General features: G+C 67.2%; 12 protein-coding genes and 1 pseudogene. 3 read left to right on the forward strand and 10 right to left on the reverse strand.

The genetic code is table 11. The features are described from left to right. Positions 1-6 precede the first annotated feature (6 nt). The 6 genes from ACSBPG_RS17870 to ACSBPG_RS17895 all read right to left on the reverse strand — a co-directional run bounded on the left by ACSBPG_RS17870 (position 7) and on the right by ACSBPG_RS17895 (position 8,851). Positions 7-1,473 carry a radical SAM protein gene (locus ACSBPG_RS17870; protein ID WP_435538551.1) on the reverse strand — a complete coding sequence of 489 codons (1,467 nt, stop codon included), beginning with the start codon at positions 1,471-1,473 and terminating at the stop codon, positions 7-9. Further along, positions 1,470-3,248, reverse strand: coding sequence for a glycosyltransferase (locus ACSBPG_RS17875; RefSeq protein WP_435538552.1), 1,779 nt, complete (start codon positions 3,246-3,248; stop codon positions 1,470-1,472). Before ACSBPG_RS17875 ends, ACSBPG_RS17870 begins: the two co-directional genes overlap by 4 nt. A 49-nt stretch (positions 3,249-3,297) precedes the next feature. Next, positions 3,298-4,503 carry a methyltransferase domain-containing protein gene (locus ACSBPG_RS17880; RefSeq protein ID WP_435538553.1) on the reverse strand — a complete coding sequence of 402 codons (1,206 nt, stop codon included), beginning with the start codon at positions 4,501-4,503 and terminating at the stop codon, positions 3,298-3,300. 297 nt (positions 4,504-4,800) lie between these two features. Continuing rightward, entirely contained in the window at positions 4,801-6,117 is a 1,317-nt protein-coding gene (locus ACSBPG_RS17885) for a class I SAM-dependent methyltransferase (protein ID WP_435538554.1), read from the reverse strand. Between the two features lie 2 nt (positions 6,118-6,119). After that, positions 6,120-7,517, reverse strand: coding sequence for an O-methyltransferase (locus ACSBPG_RS17890; protein WP_435538555.1), 1,398 nt, complete (start codon positions 7,515-7,517; stop codon positions 6,120-6,122). After that, positions 7,514-8,851, reverse strand: a complete 1,338-nt coding sequence (locus ACSBPG_RS17895; RefSeq protein WP_435538562.1) for a class I SAM-dependent methyltransferase — start codon at positions 8,849-8,851, stop codon at positions 7,514-7,516. The genes ACSBPG_RS17890 and ACSBPG_RS17895 overlap by 4 nt, the downstream gene beginning before the upstream one ends. Positions 8,852-9,260: 409 nt before the next feature. On the opposite strand from ACSBPG_RS17895, the gene ACSBPG_RS17900 reads away from it, so the two are divergent. Then, the gene (locus ACSBPG_RS17900; RefSeq protein ID WP_435538556.1) at positions 9,261-10,550 is read left to right on the forward strand and encodes a hypothetical protein; all 1,290 of its coding nucleotides are present in this window, start codon (positions 9,261-9,263) and stop codon (positions 10,548-10,550) included. Between the two features lie 45 nt (positions 10,551-10,595). Here ACSBPG_RS17900 and ACSBPG_RS17905 read toward each other — a convergent pair whose 3' ends face one another. Then, on the reverse strand, positions 10,596-13,046 hold the full coding sequence (locus tag ACSBPG_RS17905; RefSeq protein WP_435538557.1) for an HAD family hydrolase: 2,451 nt from the start codon (positions 13,044-13,046) through the stop codon (positions 10,596-10,598). Positions 13,047-13,059: 13 nt separating this feature from the next. Continuing rightward, positions 13,060-14,892 (reverse strand): asparagine synthase (glutamine-hydrolyzing), encoded by a 1,833-nt coding sequence (gene asnB, locus ACSBPG_RS17910; RefSeq protein WP_435538558.1) that lies wholly within the window; start codon positions 14,890-14,892, stop codon positions 13,060-13,062. 244 nt (positions 14,893-15,136) lie between these two features. Between asnB and ACSBPG_RS17915 the strand changes: the two genes are divergently transcribed. Continuing rightward, positions 15,137-16,117, forward strand: a complete 981-nt coding sequence (locus ACSBPG_RS17915; protein WP_435538559.1) for a radical SAM/SPASM domain-containing protein — start codon at positions 15,137-15,139, stop codon at positions 16,115-16,117. A 50-nt stretch (positions 16,118-16,167) separates the two neighbouring features. On the opposite strand, the gene ACSBPG_RS17920 is transcribed toward ACSBPG_RS17915, so the two are convergent. Together ACSBPG_RS17920 and ACSBPG_RS17925 are read right to left on the reverse strand one after the other, a co-directional pair. After that, positions 16,168-17,256, reverse strand: a complete 1,089-nt coding sequence (locus ACSBPG_RS17920) for a DegT/DnrJ/EryC1/StrS family aminotransferase (RefSeq protein ID WP_435538560.1) — start codon at positions 17,254-17,256, stop codon at positions 16,168-16,170. 56 nt (positions 17,257-17,312) lie between these two features. Continuing rightward, entirely contained in the window at positions 17,313-18,338 is a 1,026-nt protein-coding gene (locus ACSBPG_RS17925) for a hypothetical protein (protein WP_435538561.1), read from the reverse strand. Between the two features lie 306 nt (positions 18,339-18,644). Between ACSBPG_RS17925 and ACSBPG_RS17930 the strand changes: the two are divergent. Further along, positions 18,645-19,439: pseudogene (locus tag ACSBPG_RS17930) on the forward strand (IS3 family transposase); the annotation flags it as partial.

Genomic DNA, 19,439 nt, shown 5'->3' on the forward strand with positions numbered 1-19,439 from the left:
CCCCTCTCAGCAGGCGGCGCGGCGGCGCAGCTCATACCGGCGCTCGTTGCGGATGGGCACGGTTCCGTCGCTGGTGGAGAAATATACGATGTTGTCGGTGATCGCGTAGCGCCCGCCGCCCAGGGTCCGGATGTCGTCGAGCGGCGCGTCGCGCAGCGGCAGGGGCGTGCCGTTCTCGCACAGCTCGAACTCGTCAGGGTTGAGGCCGTACGGGATCTGCCCGCGGAAGCAGTGGCCATTCGGCCCGTTGCGGAAGATCACGGCCAGGGGAACATGTTCCCCGCCGAACCGCAGCGCCCGCGGATGGTCGGGAACGCCGTCGCGGTAGCGGACGGTTCGGACGCCCTGCCCGGCCTTGGGAGCGTGGTAGCGGATGCAGGATTCACAGTTCGGCAGAGGCAGCGGCCCGGGGTCGCCGCGCGTCAGGGACTGGCGGATGACCTCGTAATTGTCGCCGAACCACAGGTCGGCGAAGGCCTCCACCGAGGTGATCCTGCCCAGGGGAACGTCCTGCGAGCGGCAGCAGACGCTGACGTTGCCGGAAATGCCGACGTCGAGCTGGCGGAAGGGCGCCATGCACAGGCTGCGCGTCGCCGCCCAGGGATGGTCGGCGTCCAGCGGGAACAGCGGGACGGTGTTGATGAAGCGCCCCTTGATGGGGCAGGCGTAGAGGCGGCGGCGCGACGGCGCGGTGTGAAGAGACTCGGAATTCACCGACACACGCATGTCCGGCGCGTTCGCGTTCAGCCAGTCGCGGACGGCGTCGGTGTTGCGCGCCAGCTCTTCGTCCGTCGGCACTTCCTCGAAGCTGTACTTGATGGGGTTGTAGTTGTGGAATTCGACGCTGTCGAGGCCGCATTCGGCAGCCCAACGCACGATGTCCACCATGCCGCCGACGGTCCGCCGGGTAAGGGTCGGGTAGAGGTGGACGGCGAGACTGGCCGGGTCTCGCAGGCCGAACAGGCGCCGCATCATCGGCTCGGCCCGGGTCCACACGCCGTTGCGCCGCACCTCGTCGAACTTCGGGCCGACGGCGTCGATGGACAGGTACACCGTGCCGTGCAGGGAGCAGAGCCGCTCGATCAGCGCCTCGGTGAACACCGTGCCGTTCGTCTGGAGCCGCAACTCACAGCGGTGCTCCGCCACCTTGTCCAGCACGGTCCGGATGTCGGGGTGCAGCAGCGGATCGCCCTGGCTGTTCAGCTCCACCTCCGAGACCACGGGGAACACCGTCTCCGCCAGACCCAGGAAGATCTCCAAGGGCATGTGGCTGCGCGTGGTGTCGGTGTGGTCCAGGTACTTCTGGCTGCCGCAGATCTCGCAGCGCAGGTTGCACTTGTTGGTCAGGACCACGTTGCAGTAAGCGGGCGGCGGCGTCCGGTCGCCGCCGCGCGCGATGAGGTAGTCCGCGTCCTTGTGCAGGCGCCAGAGGTCGACGCGATTCATGATCGGCGATGGGGACGATGGCGTCATGGCAGGGATTCCGCAAAAGGGCGTGCGGTAGAGGTGGCGCTGGTCTTGACGCCAGCGGCGGACAGGCTGTTGGCCACCATCCGCTCAACCGAAAACCGGTCCGCCACCCAGGAACCCGCCGCGGCGGCCGCACGGCGCGCCCGGGCGAGATCCTCCAGCGTCGCTACGCAGGCGCCCACCAGCCCGTCGGCGTCGTCGACCGCACGGATGCCGCCGTGCAGCACGGGGGCGAGGCACTCCCGGGTGCCGCCGGCATCGGTGCAGACGATGGGGACGCCGAGGAGCTGGGCCTCGAGCAGCACGTTCGGCTGCCCCTCCGCCAGCGCGGTGTGCAGGAGCAGGTCGCCGGCCGCGATGACGGCGCGCACGTCCTGGCGGACGCCCAGCAGGGTCAGCGTCCGTTCCAGCCCGGCTGCCGCGACTGCAGCCTTGACGTCCGCCATCAGCGGGCCGTCGCCGACCAGGGCCACGCGAACGTCGGGGCACAGACGGCGCAGGCGGGCGGCGACCTCGATGAAGAGTAGGGGCTGCTTCTCGTCCGACAGCCGGAACGCCCCGACCACCAGCGGGGTGCCGTCATCGCCTCCCAGCTCGGCGCGGATGCCGGCCGTCGCCTCGGCCGGCACGGGGGCGGCGGCTTCCCTCGGCACGCCGTTGGCGATCACCGTCACCTCGGAGGCCGGAAGATCCAGCCACTCGGCGTAGGAGCGCCCGCCGGCCCCGCTGTTGGCGGACAGCCGCACCTCGGCGAAGCGCGTCAGGATGCGGTAGTAGTCGGCCAGCCACCGCATCAGGTAGCCGTAATGGCTCGGGAAATAGGTGGGGTTGAGGTTGCGGCCGGACAGCAGCACGTGCGGCGCGCCCGCCATCGCCGCGGCGAGCCCGCCCGTCACGTTGTAGAGGTCGAGATAGCAGACCACCAGCTCCGGGCGATCGGCGGCCAGCTCGCGATACGCCATGGCGACCGGGTGCGCGACCGGAAGCGGCAAGCGCCTCAGGACCTCGGCGATACGGACGATGTCGGCGGGCAGGGTCGGCTGCGGCGTGGCGTAGGCCTCGCGCGCCGACGGCATGATCCGGTTGTGGATGCCCGCGCGTTCCAAATCGGCGGCGTAGTGCTCGGCACCGGCGGAGGGCGGGGCGAAGGTGATCAGGGACACGTCCCAGCCCTGCCGCTTCAGCCCCTCGGCGAGATAGGTCATCTGGCGCTCCGCACCGCCCGGCTGGAGGCGGCTGGTGATCAGCCTGGCGCGCCGCGGCACGGGGGGCGGCAGGTCCCGTGCGGCGCTGTCGCGCAGCGCCTCCACCAGACCTCCCAACTCCTCCACCGCCCAGTTCCGCAGCAGCGCGCCGATCCGCTGGCACTCCGCCGCGCCGCCGTGGCGGCCGGTGTCCTCCATCCGGCGGCGCAGCAGGTCGAGCACCATCGGCCCGTCCTCCTCGATCCGGAAGGGCGGGATCGTCGGAAAATCCCCGTACTCGGCGACCGCCTCCAGGATCTGCCCGGTGACGAATGCGTCATAGTAGGGAAACACCATGAGGGCGACGCGGTTTGGATCTTCGGCGCGCAGGCGGTCGGGGCCGACGATCGGCACGCCCCACAGGGAGGTGCCCCACTTCTCCGGATCGGTGTCGATCACCCATTCCGGCATGACGGGGGCCTGCAGGCAATAATAGACGAAGGAGCTGATCGCTCCCCAGCCGACCAGCTTGCGCCGTCCGTCGAGTACGTCCTCGTAGAGGCGACGCTGCGCGTCTCCTTCAAGGAGCGGCATATCTTGCCTCCGTGGTGCCGGCGGGGTCACGCATCTTCGGGTCCATGGGTCAGGAGGAGCCGGCGGCCGGCGCCCCTTGCCCGGCGCGCAGCAGCCGGACGATCAGGGGATACGCCGCATAAAGATTCCGGTAGCCGCGCGCGGCAAGCGCCATGGCGATCTCACCGTACCGGTAGGATGCCAGCAGGATCGGGGTGGAGCGGTCGACGCGCGCGTCGAGATCGTCCCCGTTGAGGATGGGCAGCCCGTCCGTCTCGCCGCGTCGGACGGAGTCGGCGAAACCGGCCACCGTCGCCGACCTTTCACGGCGCAGGGCATGCAGGAGCGTGCGGCCGGACTGGCCGGCGCCGTAGATATAGACGGGCTGGTCGGCGGGCAGGTCGGCGAGGGACATCAGCGGTCGCAGGGAGTGGCTCAGGTTGACGGGACCCTCCGCGGCCCGCCCCCGGCCGAACAGATACTCGTTGTTGCCCTCGCCGGTCTCGATCCGCATCAGCGACAGGCCGGCGCGGCCCTGCGCCCAGGCCATGATGTCGTGCAGTTCGACGAACTCCATGGGCCAGCCGCCGAGCCAATCGATGATGTCGACGTAAAGGGCCATGCCCCGGCTTTCGTTCTTGTAATTGGCGAAGCGCCGGAGCAGGGAGGGGATGTTCCGGGTGTCCTGGTGGAGGATGAAGCGCCAGATGTAATCCAACTCCATGCGCCGGCGGCGCAGTGGCCCGCCGGCGTTGTAGCGCTGCTTGATGGCCAGCCATTCATCCGGCGTGGGGTCCAGGCTCATGTCGGGGGTGTACAGAGCGACGAAGAACTGCCCGTCCGGCTGGAGCAGGCGCGCCGCGTTGTCCATCGCCTCCCACACCGCTCCGGTGTGGTGCAGCACGCCCCAGGAGTAGACCATGTCGAAGCGGCCGAGGCTGTCGATGAAGGCGCGGTCGAGGACGGATCCCTCCAGCACCGACCAGTTCGCCGGTGATCCGGCCCGGGTGCGCATGGCGCGCGTCGCCTGCGCGGAACGGCGGTCGACGTCGAAGCTGACGACCTCGTCGGCTCCCGCCCGCCACGCTGCCCAGGAATTGATGCCGCTGCCGCTGCCGATGTCGATGAACCGCATGCCCCTCAGGTCGCTACGGCCAAGGAACGTCAGGAGCTTCTTTTGCGCGATGTCCAGGCGGGATTCATCAAAAAAGAAATTCAGGAAAAATTGCCAGTTCCTCCCAAACGAAAAATCCACAGGAGCCACGTCTCCGACCATGCCTGCACTCCCGAAATCCAGGACCAAAAGGCCTTGTTCCTTTCGGGCCGCCGTCAATCAGCGGCCAGATGCGAAAGCAACATGGATCAACCGTTTCCTGCCATGTATAGGGAGAAGCAGGTTAATAAAGTGCAAATTCGGCCGCGGGATGCTGGTTCACCTGCCGTCGGCGGCGGGGCGGCACGCCAGCGCACCTCGGCGCACCATGACCGAGCCACCCGCCCCCCGCCGCGGCCGAAGGCGGCGACGGGCGACCGCCGGGACGGACAGCGGGGCAACGGTCGTGTGTTCCTGCGCTTAGGGAACCGGCCTCTCCACCGCGCGCGGAAACGGAAACACTTCGATGGGGTAATGGCGAAGCGGAAGAAAGGCCCGGGTCATCACCTCGCGTCCGCCCCAGCCGATCGTCACCGGCGGATACTTGTCGCTGCCGTCGTCGCCCCGCGTGCAGTTGATGACCTTAGGATGGTCGATGAGCGTCCTGGCGGCATTGAGAATGGGTGTTGTGGGCGCGACCGTCCGCTCCGCCTCCTCCAGGGATCGGACCGCCACCACCGGCAAACCGTGTTCCTGGAAGAGGTCCTTGAGAATGGCCAGATACCGTTCGTCATCCCAGATGATCGCGACCTCCCGTGGGGCAGCCTCGGCCACCCAGGCGGCGATCGAGCGTGACGACGCGTCGCGGCAGAACTCGGTCAGGAAACGCCGGGCCCAGGCCGCTTCCCCCTCATTGCGGAAGAAATCCATCCGATCCCCGTCCGGGCGTTGGCCCTGCGCCCTCGCGACGACCACCAATTCCTGGCGATAACGTGAATCGTGATCGAAAGGAAATGGAATGACGAATTCGTGCTCGATCGTAAACCCACAATATTCGAGGGCCTTCTTCAAGGTCCTCCTTGAAAAATAGCTGACGAGGATCGACTGGATCAGAAAATCCATATCGACATAGGGGCGCCCCCCCATTTCCTGCCAAAGCTCGACCTCGAGCAGTTGGTGCGAGATGTCGATAACGAGGAAGCCGCCGGGTTTCAGCAGGTTTCGAGCCTTCTCAAGGCCTTCGAGCGGATTGGTGATCGCGTAAAGGGAAAAGAAGAAGCCGATGAGGTCGTAAGAGCCCGCCTCGGCCTGGAATTTCTCGAACGAACTGGCCGTCGGGCGGAGGGTGGGATAATGCTCCTCGATGAATTTCACCGCATCGAGGGACGGCTCCACGACCTCGCTGACCAGATGCGGAAAGTTATCCTTGACGAGCTGAGCCCACGGCCCGAGGGCACCGACGTCGGCGATTCTCTCCATCGATTGCCACGGCAGGAGGTCACGGAGGTAACGCCACCTCTGAACGGCCGTCGCCGATTGGAAATTGTTCTGATGCGTCAAGGTATTTCGGCTAGCATAATAGCCACTTGCGACATATTCGGGCGCTTTGTCCACATCTATGGTCGGATTTTCAAAAACAAATCCACAGCATGAGCATACGACGACCCAGAGATCATCGATGATTTCGTGCTTTCCGCAAGCAATGTTGAGCTTCCATGGCGAAAGTATGGGGGTGTGGTCATGGGACCCGCACAGCGGGCAGGGCGTCGACTTGATTGGATAAACACCGCTCACCATGATCAAATCTCCTGTTCTGGGGCGGCACGCGGCGGCACCGTCCATTCCGGCCAGTCAATAAGCACCGCGAGCCCCAGGCCGCAATCGCAATTTCGGATTCTCGGCTCGACATCGCACGCGTTCACCGCGCGGTCGCCCAGCGCGCGGCGGAGATCGCCCCACAGGCGTGCCATGGACTCGTTCAGCACGATATCGTCGACGACGATCACGCGCGGCCGCAGCAGGACCGTATAGATGGCGATGTGTTGCAGCGTGGCGGCGTATTCGTGGGCGCTGTCGACGAACAGGAGATCGATGGGGCGATGCCCGAAGGCGGCAAGCACCCGCTGTACGGCGCGGTCGCTCGCGGCGTCGTCGATGATCTTCACGACGCCCTGCCGGTCGTCCAGCCGCGGCGCCTGATCCACCACGTCGACGGTCACCAGCAGCTCGGCCTCGGCACCCATCCCCAGCAACATGGCTTCCGCCGATCCGCCGCGTTCGCTGCCGATCTCGAGGATTCTCCGCGCCCCGAGGAGCTGAGCCAGACCGGCCAGGAACGGGTAGTACTCGGTTTCGAAGGGTCTGCGCGTCCTCCACTCCGCGCCCAGGCAATGGGCGTCGCGGATCATGGCCACCAACTGGGGCGCCACCGTCCTGTCCGGCACCGAGGCGAGCGCGCGTGCCGCCAGCGATTGCGGGATGGCGAGCCAGTCACCGCCGATGCGGACCGCGTATGACGCGCCGTTCAGTTTCGGGTCGTCGTTGGCCAAAGAACTCAGGAACAGGAACCGCCGGTCCGCATCGACCGACCAGCGCCCGCCGCCAAGGTCGGCGATCCGCTCAGGAAGATCGTCGGTCGCCGGCAGCGGCTTGCCGTCCTCGACGACCATCGACACCTCCTCGCGGTCGCTCCACGCCCGCCCGTGGTGCGCGGCAAGCCGGGCGAGGTCGAGCTTCCAGCAGAAGCCGCCAGCATGAGTGAACCAGACGTGGACGTCGTTGGCGTTCTGGCGAAGCTGCTCCATGCGCTCGGCGAAGCGCCTTGCCCCCTCGTCTTGGGGGCTCGCCAACGCTTCGGCCGGAATGGCCAGGCGAACCCGCGTGGAGCCGGCCTCCAGCTCGTACGTGCGGCCGTTGGTGAGGGGATTGCTGTTGTCGGAGGTCGAAAAGCGGACGGTCGAGGCCCAATGGGAATAGCGTCCGCCGCCGCAGCTTCGGATCTCGGTGTGCGGCGCGTGCGGCCAAGCGAGCGGCCGGCCGTCCTCCAGCACCCGCAGGGGCGAGCGGAACGGATGCTCCATGGTGTCGTCCGGGACGCTGCCCAGGACACCGTCCGTCAGCATGACCATCCAGCACAGCCCGGATTCGTAACCGTAGCAGAGCGTGGGCGGGGTGGGCGCGGAACGTTGGTCGGTCATGGGGCTTTCACCGCGGCGATCATCAGCCAGACGATCTGCAGATCGTCCCGATCATAGGCTTTGAAATGCGAATCGATCCGCTCGTGCAACTCGGGCGGGATGGTCGCCGACCGCAGCGGGCGAAACTCTACCACCTCCAAGCCGTGGGCGCTGAAGTCGCGCTTGAAGTCGGAGGCTCGCTGCCGGTTCTCGTAGTAATGAAGCGGCGTCCTGCCCGGCCCGTAGCGCGCATCCCACGCCTCCTTGGAGTGCACGAGGTAATTGAAGGGCTGCGAAAAATCGCTGTGGTCCTCGATGTCGATGAAATGGGCCGTCAAGCCGCCGGGCTTCAGCACCCGGGCGATCTCGGCGGCCATGGCGGCCGGATCCTGTATGTGCTCGAAGGTGAAGTTGGAGTAGACGAGATCCGCGCTGGCGTCGGGCAGCGGAAGCCTTGAGAGGCTTTCGGGTTGAAGCACGGTCATGTGGGCGGGATCCAGGGTCACCCCGTCGGCGAGGTCGCCGGGGGGCACCATGCCGAGCCTCCGGTTCTGAAAATTGTCAAGGAACTCCCCGTACTTGAAGCGCACCAGGGTCTCGATGGCGTTCAATGTAGACCAGGAATTGAAGTCTTCCCCCACATGCATCTCGATCCCGGTGTAGCGGTCGGCTCCGAGGAAGCGGAAGGCGAGGCCAGCGCCCAAGCTCCGACCCGGACCGATTTCCACGACGTGGGCGCCCTGAAGGCTGGGAAGATGACGCTGGGCGAGTCGGATGTACTGGTCCGCGATGGTGAGGGTCCTGACGGACGCGCCCTGGGTCAGGCACAGCTCGTTCACAAGCTTGTGCAGGATGTATTCTTTGAGGTGATAGGTTCGGTTCCGTTCGTCCCGCGGATCGCGCAGCGCGGCGAACACGGCGTCGGCGGTTTCCCGCATCTGGTTCTCGGAAAGGAGGCCTCCGTTCAGGAAATCCTTGACGGCCGCGCTCACGGCCAGGGGCGTGGCGGGGGACACCCTTGGGGGAACTCCCAAGCCCGCCAACACTTCGTCCTCGGCAAGAGCGAGCTGAACGCGATAGGGGCGGCCGTTGCGGTTCGGATCCGAATTGTCCGAAGCGGCGAAGTAAAGCTGTCCGTTTTCCCAATAGCTGAAGCGCCCGCTGCCGAACGCACGGATGTCCCTGTGGGGAGCGTGAGGGGTATCCAGCTTCCGCTCCCCTTCCATGACGATCACAGCGGATCGTGCGGGATCGTCCGCCGTGTCTGCGAAGGGACGCAAGCTGTCGACTAGACAGCGCCAGCAGAACCCACCATCATGGATGAACGGCCCCGGAAGATCAAGCGTTAACGTCATGGAAGCCAAGTCTCAATCTCCCTCGGGTGGCTGCGCGGCGTCTTGCGTCCCGTCCGGCCTTGCTGGCGATTGCCCCTCGCAGACCGTCGTCAGGCCAGCCTTCACGGCCGCGCCTGGAGAGCGGGCACGTAGAGGAATTCTCCAGTCACCATGGTGCAACGCTCGAGCGTCTTCATCGCCGTCATGATTGAAATCGATGATGCTGTCGGGTGTTTAACGAGCCATTAATCCAAGGGCCGGGCGCGCTGCACGGATGTGGCCAGTCCATCGGTCCGGCCGCGGCCACCCCCTTTACCGCTCCGGGCGACGGATGACAAGCCGCGCGGCGCTGGTGTAGGGTTTCGCGCGTTGCCTTTCCCTGCCGGAAAGCGCGGGGCGGCGAAAATCCGGATTGGAAGGGGACGGGCGGATGTCACAGGGCCAGGCGGTAGATGCTGGCAGCATCGATGTCGAAGCGTGGCGAACCCGGATCCGAGTCGACGTTGAAGCCAACTACCATTTCCGGATGGGCGAGGCGATCGAGCGTCTGGAGGGCAACCATGACGCCGCCATTGCCCACCTGACGGCCTGTCTGGAGCGGGATCCCGACCATCTGCTCGCACTGGGCGAGCTGATCCGCGTTCTCGAGGCGAACGGCGCCGACGCTCGGGTGTGGCGGGAAAAAGCCCAGCAGCGCGTGCCGCTCTTCGAGGCGGAGCTCGCACTGGCGCAGGCCGCGGACGCCTGCGACCGCGGCGAATTCGATGCGGCCGAGGAACTGGCGCGTGCGGCTCGGCGGCTCGGGGCCGACACCGGCGCCTGCACGGCCGTGGACGCTGAAATCCTCGTGGGCCGCGCTATTGAGGTCAGCCTCGACCGGAAAGACGAGGCGTGCCGCCTGCTTCGCACGGCCGCCGATCTGCGACCGGGATGGACGCCGCCGCGCCGCCTGCTGGCGCTCCAGCTAGAAGGCTCGGGGCGTGAGGCGGAAGCGATGGATCTCTGGCGCTCGATCCTCCGGGCCGACCCGGAGCATGGCGAAGCCAACCTCAAAGTCGGTTACGATCTCTACCGCAGCCGCCAGATTGAGGCGGCGTTGGGACATCTGCGGCGGGCCGTCGCCGCTCTGCCCGGAGACGACTTTCCGCTCCTGTACTTTGGTTCCGCTCTGTTCTTCATGGACGAGATCGACGAGGCGATCGGCGTCTTGCAGCGGTGTAGCGACATCGACGGTGCCAATGCCGCGCCGTCCTCTTATGTTCTGGCCGTCATCCGGCTCACGGTCGGCGACATGGATGGCTGCGTTGCAGCGTGTGCCGACGCCGAACGGCGGTTCGGCCGCGATCCCTCCCGCGAAGCGGTCGCGGCCCTTGCCCACATGGCCGCAGGACGGACGGCGGAGGCCAAAGCCGCCATCGCCCGTGCCGGAGAGGCCCCTATGGTCGATTTGGTGCGCGCATTGATCGACATCGACACCCTGGAGCCCGATGCGGCGCTCGCGGAGTGGCGTCGCCTGGCGGACGTCATTCCCGGTCCGCACGCACGGCTGGTGCTTGCCGGTCTCCTCGCGGATCGCGGGCTGACCGCCGAAGCCGCCGTGGAACTGGAGGCTGCGAAGCGGCTGCCGTCCGCCCCGGCCGCCTTGCGGCAGCTCGGACACATTCCCACGATCGCCCGGCGCCTGAACCTCCTGCCGCGATCCGCGAAAAACGGAGGCTGACGGGGACCGTCCGCCCGGCCCGGGCTCCGGCCGCGGCAGCGCCGATCACGCGTGCGTCCCTTCGGGTTCAGACCCGTTGGCCAGAACGGTCCGCCGGAATCGAGCGCCGTCGAACCAGACGCAGGCGAGCGGCCGCGGGTCGTCCCGCCCGCCCGCCCGCAGCGCTTCCAGGATCGTGGCGCCGTAGCCGACGCTGATCACCGCGACCTGCCGGCAGTCGTGTCTTGCCGCCTCCTCGATCGTCATGGCCGGTACCCCGACGAAGACACCGCCCGGCGTCGGGACCAGGAGATCGGCGTAGCCGACGATCGCCAGTCCGGCCTCGCGTGCCGTTTCGATGAAGACCGGTCCCATGCCGCCGGTACCACCGGCGGCGCAGACCAAGAGGTGACCGATGCCGTCGGTGACCGCCATGTCGACGAGCTGACGGCTGACCGCGCGGTGCCCAAACCCGCCGCGGACGCCGTCCATCAGGTCGTCGAGATGGCCGGGATGGTCCAGCGCCAGCGCGCCCTGCGGCCACGGCACGTCGGACGGACGCGTCTGGAGCGCGAAGCTCGGCCACAATGCCGGCCGCACCGTTGCGCACAGCTCGGCGACGACGCGCCGTGCCTGCGCATCGCACAGCGCCCGGGCGGCGCGCGATCCGTCGTTGACGTCGTAGACGAGCGCCCCCAGCCGTTCCGCCTCGTGCGGTGCCGGCAGGTGGACGGCCCGATGCAGGATGCCCAGCAGCGCCGCCGGCGCCACGTCCCGTTCCGACTCCGGCGCGGCGTCGGCGCCGACGCCGACGCGGGCGCAGATATCGGCGTAATGGAGGATGCCGGCGCGGCAAGCGCGCAACGCCGCGCGTTGCGCGTCCGACAGCGTCGCCGGCTCGGTCACCGGGGTCACGCGGCCGTCGGCGGCACGGCGGTAGCCGACGGTGGTCTGGGCCTCGCCGTTGAGCAGAAGCTCCAGGAACTGGGGGCTGCGGTAGACGATGCGGGCCTGTTCGATGTGCTCGGCCGTCAGCGGCATGCAGACGCGCAACGGCAGGCCCGCCGCCATGCGCGACAGCGCCGCGGGCGTGGCGTAGAACAGGTATCCCAATGGATCGTAGCGCTCGCGCACCGTGTCGATGGCGGACAGTCGGGCCGCCAGCGTGCCACGGGCGCCGATGTCCACCAGCGCGATCCGGGCGCTGTACCCCAGTTCCTGCCGCAGGTATTCGAGGAGGGCGGCGCGCGCCGCGTTCGCCCGCTCCGTCAGGCCGGCGTGACGGTAAGGCTCCAGCAACCAGTCACGCAGCCGTGCGTAGGCACCACCGCCGTCCCGGCGATGGGACGCGAGGAGGTCGATCAATGGCACCGCCGCGGCCGCCGCGAGATCGTCGGGCAGTGGTCCGACGCCCAGCATCGCGGCGAGGTCGCCGGCGGTCCGGTGCACGTTGTCGGTGGCGAGCCCCTCGAGGTCCGCCGCGTCGAAATCCGTCAATTGGGGGAGCAGAAGCGCGGCGCGCGACACGTGCAGCGGCCGCACCGCCACCTCCAGGCCGAGCCGGCGTGCCTCGCGTTCCATCAGGGTGCCGAGCAGACAGCCTTCGCGCATCAGCGGGGCGATGGTGCCGATCCCGCGCGCCAGCGCGTCGCGCAGCACCCAGTGGGCGTAGTGGACAGCCACCGGCCCGAGAACGAGGGCGCCGAATTCCGCGAAGAACCCATCCGCTCCCTCGCCGCGATCGGTCACCCCGAGGGCAGCCAGTGTGCGCAACGCAGGAAGCGGGCCCGGCGCCACGATGCCGAGCCGCTGTTCCCGAGCCATGATGGCGGCGCAGTGGGCTGGCGGCGCGTAGAGCACCGCGCGCACGCCGGCGGCGTGCGCGCCGGCCTGATCGCTCGCCGGGTCGTCGCCGACATGCAGCACGCGCGCCGCGGTCAAGTCCGGCCGGTCGGCAAGCAGACGACGGAACAGCCCGCCCGCCGCCTTGGCCTCTCCCCGCTCGCAGGAGACGTACAGCTCTCCATAATCGGCACCGCGGCGGATTCCGGCGGTCTCCAACATCGCGTCGATGGCGTCCGCGGGCAGATGCATGTCCGACAACAGGGCGACCGGGACACCTTGGCGGGCGAGACTGCGGAGGAAGGAAAGGGTGTAGGGGTTGGCGAAGGTGGTCCGCGCCTCGGCCTCCCGCTCCAGCGCCGCCAGCGCGGCGGTGTCGGCGCCGTCCAGGCGCAGTTGGGCGTAGATTCCGGCCAGCGTGACCTCGCCCCCCGCCGCGCGCCGCGCCTGGGCCTCGGCGTCGCGGCGCATCAGGGTGAAGGCGTCCCCGGTCACCCAGCCCTCGACCAATCCCCGCCCGCGGGCCTCGCGGGCGACGCGGGCGAAGACCGATTCCGACGGACCGCTGAACCGCATCAGCAGCGTGTCGAAGACGTCCATCGTGACGAGATCGACTCCGGTGAGATCGATCCCTGCCAGCACCGCGTCCCGGCGCCAGAGATCGCCGTCGGTCATCGCGGCCGTCCTGTCACGCCGGCTCGGCCCGTTCCGCCGGGTGGGTGCGCAGCCAGTGCTCCAGGATCTGCAGCGTCCAGAGCTGGTAGACCGAGGCCGCCGCGCCGCGCTGCTCGAAGAACGCGCGGACGGTCTCGGCGGGAAGCCAGCGCGTCAACCGCGCGTCGGGCTCCGACAGCAGCGCCAGCGTGCGAGCCCGCAGGCTTCCCTCCGCCCAATTGTGCATGGGCAGACCGAAGCCCATCTTCGGGCGCGCCATCCATTCCGCCGGCAGATAGCGTGACGCCAGCCGTTTCAGCACCAGCTTGCCGCTCATCCCATTGCTGATCTGGGACGCGGGCAGCCCCGCCCCGAAGTCCGCCACCTCCACCGACAGGAAGGGGGTGCGGACCTCGAGCCCATGCTGCATGCTCATGCGGTCGACCTTGGGCAGAACGGCGCCGGGCAGATAGTGGGCGGCGTCCATCTCGCGCAGGACGTTGACCAGCGGCCGCGGGTCGGCGTCGATCCGCCTCCGCAGATCGGCCAGCACCGTCGCCGCGGCGGCCGGCATGCCGCCGTACAGGACCGACAGGTCGCGATCGTCGAATATCAGGATCCGCGACGAATAGTAGTCACGGCCGACGTGCCAGGTCCCCGCGGCGATGCGGTCGCGGTTTCGCTCGACCGCCGCCGCGCAGTGGAAATAGCGGTCGTAGCCGCCGAAGATCTCGTCGCCGCCGTCGCCGGAGATCGCCACGGTGACGCGCCGGCGCGCCAGCCCGGACAGGAGATAGGTTGGCAGGCACGAACTGTCGCCGTTCGGCTCGTCCTGACGGGCGGCAATGAAGGACGCCATCTCCATGACGTCGCCGGGCGCGACCATCTGCTCGTGGTGAGCGGTGCCGAGGTGAACGGCCACGGCGCGGGCGGACTCGTGCTCGGTGCTCGCCGTCCCCTCGAAACCGATGGAGAAGGTCTGGATCGGCCGATTAAGACGCCGGGTCACCAGCGCCACCACGGTGGAGGAATCGACGCCGCCCGACAGGAAGGCGCCAAGCGGCACGTCGCTCATGAGGCGACGGCGCAGCGAGCGCAGCAGCACCTCCTCCAACGCATCCGCCTGCTCGTCCAGCGGGACTGTGGTCACGGTTTCGCTGCTGCAGGCGAAGCGGTGATAGCGCACAGGCTCGCCCACCCCGGCCGCCCCGGCCGTCAGGTCGACCTCCAGGAAACAGCCCTGCGGCAACTTCCGGCAGGATCGGTAGATGGTGCGCGGCGCCGGAACGTACTGGAAAGACAGGCAGAGCGCCAGCGAATCGTCGTCCACCACCGCGTCGAACCCAGGCAGTCGGGTCAGCGCCTGAAGCTCCGACGCAAATGCGAACAGACCGTTCTGGACGGTGTAGTAGAGCGGCTTCTCGCCGAAGGCGTCCCGTGCCAGGAGCAGCCGACTGCGCCGTTGATCGAGGAAGCCCAGCGCGAACATGGCGTCGACCCGCGGCAGCCAGTCGGCGCCGTGGCGGGCCAGTCCGGCCAGAAACACCTCCGTGTCGCACCGCGTGCGGAACGTTGCGCCGGTGCGCTCCAGGGCGGCGCGCAATTCCAGGTGGTTGTAGAGTTCGCCGTTGTAGGTGACGACACATCCGGCATCGTCCTCCATGGGCTGGTGGCCGGCCGCCGACGTGTCGATGATGCTGAGCCGGCGGTGCCCCAGCGCGCAGCGCCCATCCGGCGACACCCACACGCCCTCGTCGTCAGGGCCGCGGTGGCGCAGGCTGTCCGCCATGGCGTGCGCCACGGCGGAGAGCGTCTCGGCGCCGTACCGCCCCTGCTGGAGACTGATCACCCCGGCAATGCCGCACATCGTCCGATCTTCACATCGAAATGGCTTTTCCGAACCGGGATCTAAGCGGAGCAGGTCTTTCGATATGCTTAACAGATCGCTGAAACGGGAGTGGCCGCCACCGAGCACCGTGCCGCCCCACGCTGCGGTTCCGAAAGCCGCACCCTGTTAGAGCTTTGTTAACTGGCTTGCTCCGAATTGAGGACGGCGTATGTCTCGTGCCACTCCCTCGCGGGAGCCGCCCCCGAGAATGAGGAGAGCCAACATGAATCCCGGAACCTTCTACGGATCCCTGAGTTCGGCCTTCCCCTCCCAGATCAACATCGACGTCACCGAATTTTGCAACCTTGCCTGCATCCATTGCCCATATGAAGCCGTGACCAAGACAAAAGGCGTCAACCGCCGCAACCTGGATCCGGACCTTCATAGAAAATTGATCGATGAAATTGCCGACGCGGGGGCGGGAGTTTGCCGGTACATTCGATACACGGGAGAGGGGGAGCCGCTGCTGCACCCTCAGTTGGCAGAGATGATCGGCTATGCCGTCAGAACCACGGGGCTGCCCACCAATCTGACGACCAACGGCATGCTGTTGAACCGGCGCCGGATCGACCAGCTCCTCGACGCCGGCGTGGCTATATTCGATATTAGCCTGGATGCGGCGTCTGCCGAGGTGTATGCCGGCATTCGCGTCAACGGCGATCTGTCCGTCGCCCGCTCCAACGTGGAGGCGCTGATTGAGCGCAATCGCACCCTTGGATGCCCTGCCAAGGTGGTGGTCAGCTTCGTTCGGCAGCCCGCCAACGAGCACGAGGCGGAGGCGTTCCGGGCGATGTGGACCGCCGCCGGCGCCGACGCCGTGGTCGTCCGAAGCCGGCATTCCTGCGCGGGCTCCATCGAAGCCGTCGCCGAGGAGCTTTGGGCCGCGGCCCCGGCTCGGCGCCTCCCCTGCCTGTATCCATGGGAGCGCCTGATCGTCGGACCGACGGGGCGCTTCAGCTTTTGCCCCGCGGACTGGTTGCACGAAGCCGAACTGGGCGCCCTGGAATCAAGCACGGTCGTCGAGGTTTGGCAGGGTCCGGCCATGCGTCGGCTCCGCGAGGCCCATCTCTCCGGCAATTATTCCGAACATGCCTTCTGCGGCAAATGTCCGGACTGGTCGGTCATCAACTGGCCAGACTCGGGCCCGAACTACGCCAGCCTGATGAGCCGGCTGGCCCCCGTCGGTGGGACCGGTGCCCGCTGACGGCGGCCGGAGGACGCCGCCAACCGCTGGACGGCGGCTGGGAGTCGCCGTCAGCCGCCCATGCAACGCGACAACAAGAACACGGCCCGGTCGATGTCACTCAAGGACGCCGATCCGTCCACCGGCAGGTTGACGACCCGCTCCGCCCAGGAAACGCAAGCGGGGCTGGGCCCTTCGGGGAGCAGGTCCGGGAAGTAGGCTGCGAGTGAAGGGTAAAGGCGGCCGACGCGCAGCCCCGCGCCGAGCCAATGCTGCAACGCCTCCGCCCGGCCGCGGCCGAACAGTATGTTGAAGCGCCACCATGCCGCCGGTTCCCGCTGCGGCAGGGTCAGGTGCGGAATGGCGGCGGCCTGAAGCGAGTCCCGCCAGCGCGCGGCGAACATGGCGCGGGTGGCGGCAACGGTCTTTGCCCGATCCAAGGCCGCGTCGATGGCCGCGGTGCCATCGGGCAGGCGATAGCGGATCTCTGCCTGCTCCTCGGTCAGAAAAGCACGCCAGCATCCGAGCAGCGAACGGCCGGTGGGGTGGCCGTACCACAGTTGGCGGCGGAGACCAACGAGATAGGATTCGACATCCAGCGCGCGCTGATCGACGGGGGGATAGGTGGCGATCCGCCAACGCAGCCGCCGCGCGAAACTCTCGTCGCGAGCAAGGAAGGCGCCGCCGACTCCGGCATCGATGACCTTTCCGGCGCCAAAGCTGAATACGATCCCCAGACCATGCCGGCTGATCCCGGCGGGATCGAGAACGCCGAGGCTGCAAGGATCGTTCTCGACGACATGCCAGCCGGCGTCCAGGCAGTCGCGGACGTCCCGATCGTCGGCGACGCGGTAACCGAAGCTGTGCGTCAGGACGATGATCCCGGGAGGCCGGGCCGCGAGCGCCACCTCGCGGTACGCACGGGCTGGAGCGACGCCATACACCGGATCCGGCGGAGCCAGACACATGGAGGCTCCCGGCCGCCACACCGCCGCGAACAGGCTGGTGCAACTGGCTTCGGGAATGATCGCGGTGAACGGCTGATCGCCGAAAAGTTCGTCGATGATCGCCGCCAGGACGCTGCGCGCGCGTCCCGCGAGCACCGGCTCGGCGGCGAGGACCGCCGGCCCGGCGAGAGCTTCCCAGGTGGAGTCCGTCATCTCGGCTCGCGTCCTCCCAAAAGCCCGCATCTCCGCCGGCGTAATGAATGCCGAGCCTACCGGACCCGTGGCCGGCTGTTCATGAGGGAGGCGGCATAAGGATAGCCGTCCCATATCCGTTTCACACCGGCATCGACCAGTCGCCGGGCGACAGGTCCGTACGCCTGGGCGGCAACGATCACGGTGGCGTTGCCAGGCAGGCCGACCAACACCTCGTCGGCTCGGAAGACGGGATATCGGCCCACCGTCCCCTCCTTCGTGCTGTCGAGGAATCCGGCGAAGTCCACCTGCGGGGTTTCCTGCAGCGCGCGTAGAACCAGCCGGCCGGGGACGGTGCTGCCATAGATGAACACCGGGCCCGTCCTCGCCAAACCAGCGAAGTCGGCCGTCGTCCGGGGAGCCACGACTTCCGCCGACGGCGCGGCCCTAACACGGGTAGGCATGGAAAAGCGCTCGACGGCCAAGTCATACAGAAGGGCATCCTCCGCCAACCGCGCGTGGATCAGATCCCGTTCATGCTTCGACAGGTCGTCCTTGTGCAGACGGGGGATGCTCTTGTTGTCGTGGTTGGCGGGGAGGGCCGGGGCGCCGTAGTCGTTATAAAGGATATCGATGTATTCATTGATCTTCGGCAGTGGGATCACATCCATGTTCAGGAAGCGGGCATAGTCCATTGCCGCTGTTGCCCGCCGGTCAGGGGCGAAGCCCGTCTGGGGGTTGGGTTCCAGATTGGCGATCCAGTCACCGAAACGCGGGGCGACATCCCATCCGAACGCGAAATGGTAGGGGTCGCGGCTGATCTGGTGCGCAAAATTATAGATGGATACGGCCCAGTCGACGGGTTCCCTGACAACCGTAAACCACTTGTATTGCCGACTGACGGCGGGTCCAAGGAACTGCGCCATCCTCCAGGCAATGAAGTGTCCGCAGAAGGATGGGGCACCTATCAAAGCATGCAGAGGGCTCAAACATCGCATATCGCCCAACGTCTCCGTAAGCTTGTCCATCTTGAATTCGCCATGAATCTCGGAATTCATGTATATTATCTGCATTCCGTCGATCAGGCGGACCAAGCTGTTCATCACAGAGGTGCCTGCCGTTTTTGGGAAGTGGGCGAATGCCAACCTCACTCCTGCCTCCAAACGTAAACATTGCACGGAAGGTCTTTTTCGGATTCCAGATCAGAACGACCGACCTCGCTGGGAATCGCTCCGAGATCGAAGCCTGTTCGCCAGCCCGAGCTGGTCGGCCGACCCGGTAGCCGGCGAATCTTGGAGCAGTCGCACGGATACCGTCAAGTCCGCACCGGGCATGGACCACGGTCATGTCCCTCCTCCGAATCGGTGGACACCTCTGGTAAGCTCCCGCTGGGAGCGGAGAGGTGGACGATGACGACGAAACGGCGCTTCTTCACGGACGAGTTCAAAGGGGAGGCGGTGGCGCTGCTGGAGAGCAGCGGTCGGCCGCTGGAGCACGTGGCGAAGGAATTGGGTATCCAGCCCTCGATGCTGCGCAACTGGCGTCGGCGGGTTAGCGGGACAGGGGGGCCGCCGCAGCTCCCCAATAAGCAGGCGGCGGCCCCCTGTCTACCGGCGATCAGTCGGCGGAAATCGCTCGACTGAAGCGAGAGCTTGATCGCGTGCGCATGGAACGGGACATATTAAAAAAAACTGTCTCCATTTTCTCGGAGCCTCTGAAATGAGGTTTCGGATCATTGAGGATTGCCGCGACGAGTACCCGGTGCGTGTTCTATGCGGCGTCTTGGATGTGTCCCCGTCCGGCTATTATGCTTGGCGGTCTCGGCCGGAAAGCACGCGTAAGGCAGCGAACCGGCAGTTGCTGGCCGACATTCAGCGCCTCCATGACCAGCACCGCAAACGCTATGGAGCCCCGCGCATTCACGCCGCCCTGCGGGCACAGGGTCGAACCGTCAGCCGCGGGCGCGTCGAACGCCTCATGCGCCGTCACGGCATTCGAGCCCAACGTCCGCGCGCCTTCCGCGTCTGCACCACCGACAGCAAGCACGCCCTGCCGATCGCCCCCAACCTGCTGGACCGCAACTTCTCGCCCACCGCGCCGAACCAGGTCTGGGTCAGCGACATCAATTACGGTGCGCCTCGACCCGGATGGTCCGGGGTGCGTATGTCTGGAATGCTGAAGAGAAAGGAGGAACGGAACGAACG

Source organism: Azospirillum sp. ST 5-10 (genome assembly GCF_051225715.1).
Taxonomy (GTDB): domain Bacteria; phylum Pseudomonadota; class Alphaproteobacteria; order Azospirillales; family Azospirillaceae; genus Azospirillum.

What these genes read in the sequence shown, in the direction of transcription:
- ACSBPG_RS17870 (WP_435538551.1), bottom strand. Translation starts at nt 1,473, where the DNA reads ATGACGCCATCGTCCCCATCGCCGATCATGAATCGCGTCGACCTCTGG.
- ACSBPG_RS17875 (WP_435538552.1), bottom strand. Translation starts at nt 3,248, where the DNA reads ATGCCGCTCCTTGAAGGAGACGCGCAGCGTCGCCTCTACGAGGACGTA.
- ACSBPG_RS17880 (WP_435538553.1), bottom strand. Translation starts at nt 4,503, where the DNA reads ATGGTCGGAGACGTGGCTCCTGTGGATTTTTCGTTTGGGAGGAACTGG.
- ACSBPG_RS17885 (WP_435538554.1), bottom strand. Translation starts at nt 6,117, where the DNA reads ATGGTGAGCGGTGTTTATCCAATCAAGTCGACGCCCTGCCCGCTGTGC.
- ACSBPG_RS17890 (WP_435538555.1), bottom strand. Translation starts at nt 7,517, where the DNA reads ATGACCGACCAACGTTCCGCGCCCACCCCGCCCACGCTCTGCTACGGT.
- ACSBPG_RS17895 (WP_435538562.1), bottom strand. Translation starts at nt 8,851, where the DNA reads ATGACGTTAACGCTTGATCTTCCGGGGCCGTTCATCCATGATGGTGGG.
- ACSBPG_RS17900 (WP_435538556.1), top strand. Translation starts at nt 9,261, where the DNA reads ATGTCACAGGGCCAGGCGGTAGATGCTGGCAGCATCGATGTCGAAGCG.
- ACSBPG_RS17905 (WP_435538557.1), bottom strand. Translation starts at nt 13,046, where the DNA reads ATGACCGACGGCGATCTCTGGCGCCGGGACGCGGTGCTGGCAGGGATC.
- asnB (WP_435538558.1), bottom strand. Translation starts at nt 14,892, where the DNA reads ATGTGCGGCATTGCCGGGGTGATCAGTCTCCAGCAGGGGCGGTACGGC.
- ACSBPG_RS17915 (WP_435538559.1), top strand. Translation starts at nt 15,137, where the DNA reads ATGAATCCCGGAACCTTCTACGGATCCCTGAGTTCGGCCTTCCCCTCC.
- ACSBPG_RS17920 (WP_435538560.1), bottom strand. Translation starts at nt 17,256, where the DNA reads ATGACGGACTCCACCTGGGAAGCTCTCGCCGGGCCGGCGGTCCTCGCC.
- ACSBPG_RS17925 (WP_435538561.1), bottom strand. Translation starts at nt 18,338, where the DNA reads ATGAACAGCTTGGTCCGCCTGATCGACGGAATGCAGATAATATACATG.